Below are 11,132 nucleotides of genomic sequence, written 5' to 3' on the forward strand. Positions count from 1 at the left end.
CCGGTCAGCGTAGGCACTGCCGAACAGCCCTGACCAGAGCTTGTGCACGCGCATCCGCGGTCACGTTGCGCTGCATCCCGTTGGTGACGTACGCGAAGCCGATCCCGGCCTCGGGATCGGCGAACCCCAGCGACCCGCCGCGCCCCGGATGCCCGAACGAACCCGCAGCCAGCAGCGGCGAGGCCGGACCGTGCAGCATGAAGCCCAGCCCGAAACGGGTGTTGACCACCAGCACCCGGTCGGGCCCGTCCGCCTCCACGGTGCGCGCGGCCGCCAGCGTGCCGGGCGCGAACAGCCGCCGGCCCCCGCCCTGGCTCGCCGCGACGGGCCCGCCCTGCTCGACGGCACGGGCCTGCTCGCCCTGCTCGCCCTGCCCGCCCTGCCCGCCCTGCTCGCCCTGCTCGACGTCGCCGACCAGCGCCGCGTAGCAGCGCGCCAGCGACCGCGCGGTCGCGATCGTGCCGGAACCCGCCAGCTGGCCGGCCCGGTAGCCGGGGTCGTTCTCGTCCGGCAACGGGGTGATCGCGGCGAAAGCCCGGGTGGTCAGCGACGCGGGGTCGGCGTAGGCGTCCTGCACGGTGCGCTTGGGACGGGCCCGCAGCCCGCCGGACGCGGGCGGTTCAGGCGTGGCGACAGGCCCGATCCGGCCGACCCGGTGCTCCTGGTCCGCGGGCAGCCCCAGCCACAGGTCGAGGCCGAGCGGCCCGGCGACCTCCTCGGCGACGTACTGTCCGACAGTCCGACCGGAGACCCGCAGCACCAGTTCCCCGACCAGCCAGCTGAAGGTCTGCGCGTGGTACCCGTGCTCGCGTCCCGGCACGAACAGCGGCGCCTGCGCGGCCACCGCCCGCGGCCCCGACACCCCGTCGACCGCCTCCCGCGGGGTGAGCGGTGTGTCCAGCGCGGGCACCCCGGCCCGGTGCGCCAGCACGTCCCGCACCGTCACCCGGTCCTTGCCCGCCGCCTTGAACTCGGCCCAGTACGTGGCCACGGGCGCGTCGAGGTCCAGTTGCCCGCGCTGGTGGAGCAGCAGCAGGCACACCGCCGCCACCCCCTTGCCCGCCGACCTGACGACCTGCGCGGTCCGCCGTTCCCACGGCCCGCCGCCGTCGAAGCCGGTACGCCCGGCCCACAGGTCCACCACCGGCCGGCCCTCGTGGTGGAGCGCCACGGCCGCCCCGACGTCCCCGCGCCGCAGGAAGTTGTCCGCGAAGGCGTCCCGCACCGGCTCCCAGCCGTCCGCGACCGTCCCGTGCACCACGACACCGCCCGGACCGTCCGAACCGTGCGAACCGCCTGCGCCTTCCGCGGCACGGTCACCGCCGCCTGCGCCGCGGATGCCGCCGCCCTCGCCGTTCATCTTCTGCCGCCTCCCGAAACACCCGCCCCCACCCGTCCCCGTACTCCCCGATCGTACGAACCGGCGGGCGAGGGCACGCGGCGGGCCCGTAGCGGGACCGTCCCGGTCGTGGCGACCCGGGAGCGGCCCCGTCACGGGCCCGGTGGGGGGTTCCGCTGCCTACCTGCCAGGTGCTACGACAGCGGCGGGTACGCGTTCTGCAGGAGCTGGTGGAACTGCGCCGAGAACCAGTGGCCCGCGAGCGGCGAGTCCGGCAGCGCGCCGGTCGGGTTGTTGCCGTTGCGCGCGTTGCCGCCGTAGGTCGGGTCGCACATCTGGTCGAAGCCCTTGCCCTCGTCGTTGGCGATGGCCTTGCTCGAACCGTCCGACTCGCCCGGAGGCTTGATCCACACGTAGGCGTCCAGCCCCGCGGCCGGGGCCGCGGTCGGGCGCTCGCCGATGCCGGCACCGGACTGGTTGCACCAGTTGCCGGCGTGGATGCGCCGGTCGATCCGTCCGCCGTCGACGTAGGTGTCCACGCTGGTGGTGGCGCCGGGGGCGGTGGGCCGGGAGGTGCCGCCCCAGCCGTTGCGGCCGGTGTCGATCAGCATGCCGATGGTGCTGTCGAAGCCGACGCTGACCAGTTCGGTGCGCAGCGCGGTGGCGTAGGACTGCTCGTCGACGTAGTTGTTCCAGTCGACCCACTTGGACTGCCGCACCGTGGTGCCGTTGACGTTGTCGGTCACCTTGAAGTTGGGCTCCACGGTGGCGCTGTAGTTCGCCGTGTTGGTGATGAAGCCCTGTACGTCGTGGACGGTGGCGCCACTGGTGGTGGCGGCCTTCAGGAACTCCTGCGCGGCGGGGACGAAGTTGCTGTCCCAGCCGAGCCACGCGTGGTGACCGGCGTCGATGTAGTTGTAGGTGTTGGACAGCGCGCCGAGCTTGGCGAGCGCGTAGCCGACGCCCTTCTCGTAGTTGCCGTTCTGCTTCATCGTCGCGCAGGCGGCGGTGGAACCCGCCTCGCCGCTGGCGTTGGTGACGATGTTCGGCAGCGAGTCCGGCTCGATGATGTTGACGATCCGCAGGTTCGCGTACGCCGGGTCCGACATGATCGACGCGATCGGGTCGATGTACTGCGTCTCGTACGTCGACAGGTCGTCCGGGCCCAGCTCGCCGTTGGAGGCGAGCGCGGCGCAGTCGCGGCCGGGCAGGTCGTAGATGACGAACTCCACGGTCAGCGGCTGGCCGTTGGCCTGGGCGACCGCCTCGTCGAGGTGGTCCTTGAGGCCCATCGCGCCGTCGACGCCGTTGATCGCGGCGATCCGGTCCAGCCAGACCGCGGTCGACTCGTCCGCGATCGCGGCGCCGCCGTCAGCGGACGCCTCGGACGACCACTCCGGGTTGACGTATCCCTTCGCCCCCACGTACGGGTTGTCCACCCGCTGGCCGTCGCCGCCGCTCGGCGGGGTGGTCGGGGGTGTGGTGGGGGGAGTCGTCGGCGGGGTGGTGGTCCCGCCGCCCGTGGTGCCGCCGTCGCCGCCCGCGGCACCGCACGCGACGCCGTTGAGGGTGAACGCCGTCGGAACCGCGTTGGCCCCGCTGTAGGAGCCGTTGAAGCCGAAGTCGACGCTTCCGCCGGACGCCAGCGTGCCGTTGTAGGAGAGGCTGGACGCGGTGACGTCCGAGCCGGACTGGCTGATGTCGGCGCTCCAGCCCTGCGTCACCTTCTGGTTTCCGGCGAACGACCAGCCGACCTTCCAGCTGGTGGTCGCCGCGCCGTTGTTGGTGACCGTCACGGAGGCGGTGAAGCCGCTGTCCCACTGGGACGACACGGTGTAGTCGACCGTGCAGGCGCTGGACGCCGCCTGGGCGGTGGTACTGCTCAACGCGGCCGCGACCGCGCCGGAGGCGACGACGAGCGCCCCTGCGGCCAGTGCGGCTGTTCTGCGTCGGATTATCGGAACTGCCATGTGCGAACGACCTCCATTGGGGGGATGGACCTTCGAAGCTCCGTCGAAAGGTCATGGGAGGTGGTGCCGTTGGTGCGGTGTGGAGTTACACGCTCTTAACGTGGGAGCGCTCCCATAGTGGGGAGCCACCCCGCTCCTGTCAATGCTTGAAACACGACGAGGACACAGGCGCCGGTCGCCACCCAGGTCACGGCACGCCGCCGCAGGGCGCGAGCCGGATGCGGCCGCATGGGCCGCGGGCGAGATCGTTGGCGTACCGTCAATAGATTTACAGAACCGCTGATTGACGAACTGTCAGGCAGCCGACCGATCAGGCTCCCGCGGCCGTACGGGTGAGGTCGCGGGCGCCGGCGGACAGGCCGTCAGGTCACCTGAACGAGTGGGTTCGCGGGCACATCATGTGCTCGGCGCGTGCCCTCATCTCGGCATCACACCCATGCGTCGCATGCCGCTGAGGCGCACGCGTCGTACGCATCCCGCCCACCGCTCCCCTGCCCCGCGACTCCCGCCGCCCGTCACTCTCTGTCGCCGATCCGGGGTGCGCGCCGGCCGGTCGCGGATACGTCCGGGCCTTCCGCCCGAGGAGCCTCGAAGCCGGGTTCGCCACAACCCCTGACCGCGGGAGCGTGCTCGCGTAACGTGCTGCCCTAAGGTTTCTACCGGCGAGTAAGGATGACCGAGGGAGCGGGTCGATGGCGCTGGACGCGGACGTCGTGGTGGTGGGCGCGGGGTTGGCCGGGCTGGTCGCCACGGTGGAACTGGCCGAGGCGGGCCGCAAGGTGATCCTCGTCGACCAGGAGCCGGAGACGTCGCTGGGCGGCCAGGCGTTCTGGTCGTTCGGCGGGCTGTTCTTCGTCGACTCTCCCGAGCAGCGCCGGATGCGGATCAAGGACAGCGCGGACCTGGCCTGGCAGGACTGGCTCGGCACCGCCGGCTTCGACCGCCCCGAGGACCACTGGCCGCGGCGCTGGGCGGAGGCGTACGTGCACTTCGCCGCCGGTGAGAAGCGCGCCTGGCTGCACGAACGCGGCCTGCGGGTCTTCCCGGTGGTCGGCTGGGCCGAACGCGGCGGCTTCCTCGCGACCGGCCCCGGCAACTCGGTGCCGCGCTTCCACATCACCTGGGGCACCGGCCCGGGCGTCGTCGCGCCCTTCGAGCAGCGGGTACGCGACGCGGTCGCCGGCGGCCGCGTCGAGTTGCGCTTCCGGCACCGGGTGACGGCCCTGACCAAGACCGGCGGCGCCGTGGACGGTGTGGCGGGCGAGGTGCTGGCGCCCAGTGGCGTACCGCGCGGCGTGGCCAGTTCCCGTGAGGTGACGGGTGCCTTCGAACTGCGCGCGCAGGCCGTGGTGGTCACATCCGGAGGCATCGGCGGCAACCACGACCTGGTGCGCGCCGCCTGGCCCGAGCGCCTGGGCACCCCGCCGGCCAAGCTGCTGTCCGGAGTCCCCGCGCACGTCGACGGCCTGATGCTGGGCGTCACCGAGGCGGCGGGCGGCCGTCTGATCAACGGCGACCGCATGTGGCACTACACCGAGGGCATCGAGAACTGGAATCCGATCTGGGCCCGGCACGGCATCCGCATCCTGCCCGGCCCGTCGTCCCTGTGGCTCGACGCGACCGGCAAGCGGCTGCCGGTGCCGTACTTCCCCGGCTTCGACACGCTCGGCACCCTGGAGCACATCATGGGCACCGGGCACGAGTACACGTGGTTCGTCCTCACCCAGAAGATCATCGAGAAGGAGTTCGCGCTGTCGGGCTCCGAGCAGAACCCGGACCTGACCGGCAAGAGCGTGCGCGAGGTGCTCAAGCGGGTGCTGCCCGGCGCCCCGGGGCCGGTCGAGGCGTTCAAGCAGCACGGCGTCGACTTCGTGGTCGAGCGCGACCTCGGCGCCCTGGTGCGCGGCATGAACGCGGTCACCGGCGACGGGCTCATCGACGAGGCCGCGCTGCGCGGCGAGATCGAGGCCCGCGACCGGGAGATCGCCAACACCTACACCAAGGACCTCCAGGTGACCGCGATCCGCGGCGCCCGCAACTACATCGGCGACAAGCTGGTGCGCACCGCCTCCCCGCACCGCCTGCTCGACCCGAAGGCCGGCCCGCTGATCGCGGTCCGGCTCAACATCCTCACCCGCAAGTCGCTGGGCGGCCTGGAAACGGACCTGGACGGCCGTGTGCTGGCCGGAACCGCTCCCGGCGGCGACGAGGGCGCCGGCGGCCGCGGCGCGCCCCTGGCGGGCCTGTACGCGGCGGGCGAGGCGGCCGGTTTCGGCGGCGGCGGCATGCACGGCTACCGCTCGTTGGAGGGCACGTTCCTCGGCGGCTGCCTGTTCTCGGGCCGTACGGCGGGACGCGCGGCGGCCCGCGCCACGTCGTAGGCACGCGTCGTCGGCACGCGTAGGCATGCACAGCGCGCGGGACGCAGGCGTGCGTGCCACTCCAGGTGCGGGCCCCGCCGCTGCCTCCGTACGCCCCCGCGTCCGCATGCCCGGCGCGGGGCGTACGGAGGCAGCCCGGGGGCGTGCGACGGCGTGAAAAGTTGCCCGTCCCGCGGGCGCCCCGAACCATGGGTGAGGTGAGCGACGGCGCGTACCTCCGGTTCCCGCACCTGCACGGCGACCTGCTCTGCTTCGCCGCGGAGGACGACATCTGGGTGGCCCCGCTCGGGCCACCGGGTGCGCCGCCCGGCCGCGCCTGGCGGGTGACCGCCGACCGCACGAGAGTGGGCGTCCCCCGCCTCTCGCCCGACGGCACCTCCATCGCCTTCACCACCTGGCGGAGCCTTGACCCCGAGGTGTACGTCGTCCCCGTGGACGGAGGCGCCCCGCGGCGGCTGACGTTCTGGGGCAGTTCCGACACCCGGGTGTGCTCCTGGACGCCGGACGGCGACATCCTGGCGGTGTCGTCGCACGGGCAGCCGTTCGCCTACCACACCTGGGCACACAGCGTGCCGACCGAGCACGAGCCCGGCGGTCCGCTGCCCTGGGGGCCGGTCTCCGACATCGCCGTGCACGACTGCGACGACGGGGAGCGCCGCACCCTGCTGCTCACCGGCACCCCGCCGCACGAACCGCACGCCTGGAAGCGCTACCGCGGCGGCGCCACCGGCCGCCTGTGGCTGCACGGCGAGCGGCTCGTGCCCGATCTCGACGGCCATCTGGCCTCCCCGATGTTCGTCGCCGGCCGCATCGCGTTCCTCTCCGACCACGAGGGCATCGGCAACCTGTACTCCTGCCGTCCCGACGGCAGCGACCTGCGCCGCCACACCGACCACGCCGACTTCTACGCGCGCTCCGCCGCCACCGACGGCAACCGTGTCGTCTACCAGTGCGCGGGCTCCCTGTGGCTCGTCGACGACCTGGCCGCCGATGCCGAGCCCCGACGCCTGGACGTCCGCCTCGGCGGACCGCGCAGCGGGCGCCGCCCCTACCAGGTGCCGGCCGCCGCGAACCTCGACGGCCTGGCCATGGACCGCACCGGCCGCGCCAGTGCCGTCTGCGTACGCGGCAGCCTGTACTGGCTCACCCACCGCGACGGCCCGGCCCGCACCATCAGCGACGTCCCCGGTGCCCGGGTGCGCCTGCCGGAGATGCTCGGCGACACCGGTCTGGTCGCCTATGTCACCGACGGCGAGGGCGAGGACGGCATCGAACTCGCCCACCTGCCGGGGCGCGCCTCCCGGGCGCTGACCCGCGGCCCCGAGGGCGCGGGTGACGTTCCCGGCGACTTCACCGCCGAACTCGCCTTCGCCCCGCGGGCCGGCGCCGGCGCCGACGCGGACGCCGATGTCGACGTCGTCCCGGTCGGCGGGCGCACCATCGGCGGGCCGGTCCGCTGGACCAGCGACCTCACCCGTACGAGTGGGCCGGCGGGCGCGGATGTGACGCCGGGCGAGGTCACCCGCGCGGGTGACGCGAGCTCCCAGTCGTACGCCCCTGGCAGCAGCGAGGACGGCCCGGACGACGGCCAGGAGGAGGCGGACGGCGAAGGCGGCGGCAGGGGCGGCGGGCGACAGCGCGGTACCGGTGGCGCCACCCACCCGAGCCCGTTCGGCGACGCGCCCGACACCCCCCACGCGCGGCTGGCCGTCGGGCGTCTGGGCCGCGTCACCGAGATGGTCTCCTCACCCGACGGCGCCGTCCTCGCCGTCGCCTCCCACGACGGTCGGCTGCTGCTCGTCGCCACCGGCGAAGGCGACACCGACGACGAATACGGCCCGCCCCGCCCACCCGTGGTGACCGGCGCGGTCGACGAGCTTGTCCGCTCCACCAACGGCCCGGTCCGCAACCTCGCCTTCTCCCCCGACTCGGCGTGGCTGACCTGGTCGCACCCTGGCGTCGGACGCTCGCTTCGCTCCATCAAGATCGCCCGGCTCGCCGACCATACGATCATCGACGTCACCAACGGCCGTTTCGAGGACGAGCAGCCCGTCTTCACCCGGGACGGCCGCTACCTGGCCTTCTTGTCATGGCGCGGCTTCGACCCGGTGTACGACGTCCACACCGGCGACCTGTCCTTCCCTCTGGGCTGCCGCCCGTACCTGGTGCCACTCAACTCCGCCACGCCGTCACCGTTCGCGCTGCGGGTCGACGGCAGCCCGGTCGGCACCGGTCTGGACCCGGGCGAGGGCGGCGGCGACGGACCGGTAGTGGTGGAGGCTGAGGGGCTTCCCAGCAGGGTGACGCCCTTCCCGGTGGCCGCGTCCAAGTACAGCGCTCTGGAGCCCGTACAGGGCGGTCTGGTGTGGCTGCGGTGGCCGATCTCCGGTGCGCTCGGCGAAACGTTCGTCAACCCGACCGACCCGTCGGCCCGCCCCACCCTGGAGCACTTCAACCTCGGCAAGTCCAAGCGCACCGAACTCGTCCGCCACATGGACTGGTACGCCGTCAGCGGCGACGGCCTGCGGCTGGCCGTCTTCGACGAGGGCGAACTCGCCGTCCTGCCCGCCACCGAGCGCGGCGACGACGACTCCACCGTCTACGTCGACATGCGCCGCATCCTGCACGAGGTGGAACCGACCGCCGAGTGGCGCCAGTCGTACGCGGAGGCCGGCCGCCTCATCCGCGACTACTTCTGGGCGCCCGACATGTGCGGCGTGGACTGGCCGGCGATCCTCGACCAGTACCGGCCCCTGGTCGAACACGTCGCCACCCCCGACGAGTTCGCCGACCTGCTGCGCGAGGTGCTCGGCGAACTCGGCACCTCGCACGCCTACGTTCAGCCCGCCCGCCGCAACGAGGGGCCGCCGCACTACCAGCGCCCCATCGGCCTGCTGGGCGCCGACTTCCAGCACAACAAGGACGGCACCTGGACCGTCGCCCGCATCCTGCCCGGCGAGTCGTCCGACTCCAAGGCGCGCTCGCCGCTGGCCGGCACCGGCATCCGCGAGGGCGCGATCCTCACCCACATCGACGGCCGCCGCGTCGACCCGCAAGCGGGCCCGTACCCGCTGCTGTCGGGCGCGGGCGGCACCACCGTGGAACTGACCTTCACCCCGCCCGGCGGCCGCGGCGCGCCCCGCCGGATCGCCGTGGTGCCCCTGGTCGACGAACGGCCGCTGCGCTACCAGCACTGGGTGGCCAAGCGGCGCAGCGTCGTCCGGCACCTGAGCGGCGGCCGCTGCGGTTATCTGCACATCCCCGACATGGGCGGCTCGGGCTGGGCGCAGTTCAACCGCGACCTGCGCAAGGAAGTCGCCTACGACGCCCTGCTGGTGGATGTGCGCGGCAACGCCGGCGGCAACATCAGCGAGTTGGTCATCGAGAAGCTCACCCGTACGGTGCTCGGTTGGGACGTCACGCGCAACGCGCAGCCCGTCTCCTACGCCGGCAACGCCCCCCGCGGCCCGGTGGTCGCGGTCGCCGACGAGGCCACGTCGTCCGACGGCGACATGATCACCGCGGCCTTCAAACTGCTGCGGCTCGGCCCGGTGGTCGGCCTGCGCACCTGGGGCGGCGTGGTCGGTATGACCGGCCGCCACCGCCTGGGTGACAACACGGTCATCACCGTCCCGATGAACGCCGCCTGGTTCGACGCCTACGGCTGGTCCATCGAGAACCATGGTGTCGCGCCCGACATCGAGTGCCTGCGCACGCCGCTGGACTGGGCCGAGGGCAGGCACGGCCAACTCGCCGTCGCCGTACGCGAGGCGCTGTCCCTGCTCGGCGAACACCCCGCTGCGGTACCGCCCGACCTGTCCTCCCGCCCCAACCGCGCCCGCCCGCCGCTTCCTCCGCGCGCCTAGGCCCAATACTGGTGACTTTGGTGGTGTCTGGTCGTTGGTCGGTGTGTGCCAAGGCCTGGACAGGTGAAGTCGTCGGGGGTTGAGCGGTTCTCGGATCGGATCGCGTTGGGGGTGCTCACGCGGGCTTTCCCGCCCGAGTTGATCGACGAGGTCGTCGCCGAGTGTGGTCGGGTCGAGCAGCGGAACCGGCTGTTGCCGGCTCGGGTGGTGATGTATTTCGTCCTGGCGATGTGCCTGTTCTTCGGGCAGGGCTACGAGGAGGTGGCCCGGTTGTTGGTGCAGGGGCTGGAGCGTGAGGGCCGTTGGGTGAAGGCCTGGCGGGTGCCGACCACCGGGGCGATCGGCCGTGCGCGTCTGCGGCTGGGGCCGGAGCCGTTGCGGGTCTTGTTCGACCGGGTCTGCCGACCGGTGGCGGTCCCGCGGACCCCGGGTGCCTGGTATGGCCGGTGGCGGCTGGTCGCGGTGGACGGCACCGTCTTCGACGTGCCGGACACGGCCGCGAACGCGGAGTTCTTCGGGCGTCCGGGCAGCAGCCGCGGGCAGGGCAGGAGCGCGTATCCACAGGTGAGAGTAGCGGCCTTGGCCGAGTGCGGCACCCATGCCGTGTTCGCGGCTGAGGCCGGCCCGTTGTCGGTGCATGAGACCGCCCTGGCCCGGCGGATCTTCCCTGCTTTGACCGGGGACATGCTCGTACTGGCCGACCGGGGTTTTTGCGGCTTGGACCTGTGGCGGGCGGCCAAGGCCGGAGGCGCTGACCTGCTGTGGCGGGTGCGGAGCGTCATCGTGCTGCCGGTCCTGGCCGCGTTGGAGGACGGCTCTTATCTCTCGCAGATCGTCGCCACCCGAGACAAACACCGCCGAGCCGACCCCGAACAGGTTCGAGTGATCGAGTACACGCTCGGTCCGGGCGGGGCTGACGGGGACGTCTACCGGCTGATCACCACCATCCTCGACCCCGCCGACGCCCCGGCGGGCGAACTCGCCGCCCTCTACGCCCAGCGCTGGGAGATCGAGAACACACTCGATGAGATCAAGAACCATCAGGGCAGCCCCGGGATCGTATTGCGCTCCCAGCACCCCCGCGGGGTCGAACAGGAGATCTTCGCGTTCCTGCTGGTCCACCACGCCCTACGGGACCTCATGCATCACGCCGCCATACACGCCGGACACGACCCCGACCGGATCTCCTTCACCCGCACCCTGCGCATCGTCCGCCGCCACGTCACCGGGCAGGCGGCGCTTTCCCCCCTCCCGCCTGACCCACACACTCAGACAGAGTCTGCGTGAAATCACCGAACGGCCCCTACCCGCACGGCGGCCACGCTCCAACCCCCGCGTCATCAAACGCAAGATGTCGAACTGGGCACTGAAACGAGCCGAGCACAACCACCCGCCCCGCCCCAACACCCCCACCGTCCAACTGGTCGGCCCGACCAAAACCAACCCAACCCGCCGGAAAATAACCTAAATCACCGGTATTGCGCCTAGGCCGTGTTTTGGAAGTAGCGCCGTCCGCCCAAAGGGCGGGGCCCGTGGCGTCTGGTGCGTGCGATCGCAAGGCGGAGGGTTGTCCTCG

Annotated in this window: 5 protein-coding genes; 3 read left to right on the plus strand and 2 right to left on the minus strand. The window is 72.4% G+C overall.

The window, feature by feature from the left end; all coding sequences use genetic code 11:
- Positions 1–4 precede the first annotated feature (4 nt).
- Positions 5–1,360, minus strand: coding sequence for a serine hydrolase domain-containing protein (locus tag ACIPAE_RS35800; protein ID WP_402451070.1), 1,356 nt, complete (start codon positions 1,358–1,360; stop codon positions 5–7).
- Positions 1,361–1,533: 173 nt separating this feature from the next.
- Positions 1,534–3,309, minus strand: a complete 1,776-nt coding sequence (locus ACIPAE_RS35805) for a glycoside hydrolase family 6 protein (RefSeq protein WP_366412746.1) — start codon at positions 3,307–3,309, stop codon at positions 1,534–1,536.
- Between the two features lie 692 nt (positions 3,310–4,001).
- On the opposite strand from ACIPAE_RS35805, the gene ACIPAE_RS35810 reads away from it, so the two are divergent.
- From ACIPAE_RS35810 to ACIPAE_RS35820, 3 genes are all read left to right on the plus strand, one after another.
- Positions 4,002–5,690: an FAD-binding dehydrogenase gene (locus ACIPAE_RS35810; protein ID WP_329368490.1), complete on the plus strand. Its 1,689-nt coding sequence runs from the start codon at positions 4,002–4,004 to the stop codon at positions 5,688–5,690.
- Positions 5,691–5,878: 188 nt separating this feature from the next.
- Complete coding sequence (locus ACIPAE_RS35815; protein ID WP_402451074.1) at positions 5,879–9,556, plus strand: S41 family peptidase; 3,678 nt, start codon at positions 5,879–5,881, stop codon at positions 9,554–9,556.
- Between the two features lie 45 nt (positions 9,557–9,601).
- Positions 9,602–10,843 (plus strand): IS4 family transposase, encoded by a 1,242-nt coding sequence (locus ACIPAE_RS35820; RefSeq protein ID WP_402451076.1) that lies wholly within the window; start codon positions 9,602–9,604, stop codon positions 10,841–10,843.
- Positions 10,844–11,132: the final 289 nt, after the last annotated feature.

This window comes from Streptomyces sp. NPDC087270 (assembly GCF_044744625.1).
Taxonomy (GTDB): Bacteria; Actinomycetota; Actinomycetes; order Streptomycetales; family Streptomycetaceae; genus Actinacidiphila.

Coding starts and splice junctions, on each gene's coding strand:
- ACIPAE_RS35805 (WP_366412746.1), bottom strand. CDS start 3,309: ATGGCAGTTCCGATAATCCGACGCAGAACAGCCGCACTGGCCGCAGGG.
- ACIPAE_RS35800 (WP_402451070.1), bottom strand. CDS start 1,360: ATGAACGGCGAGGGCGGCGGCATCCGCGGCGCAGGCGGCGGTGACCGT.
- ACIPAE_RS35815 (WP_402451074.1), top strand. CDS start 5,879: ATGGGTGAGGTGAGCGACGGCGCGTACCTCCGGTTCCCGCACCTGCAC.
- ACIPAE_RS35810 (WP_329368490.1), top strand. CDS start 4,002: ATGGCGCTGGACGCGGACGTCGTGGTGGTGGGCGCGGGGTTGGCCGGG.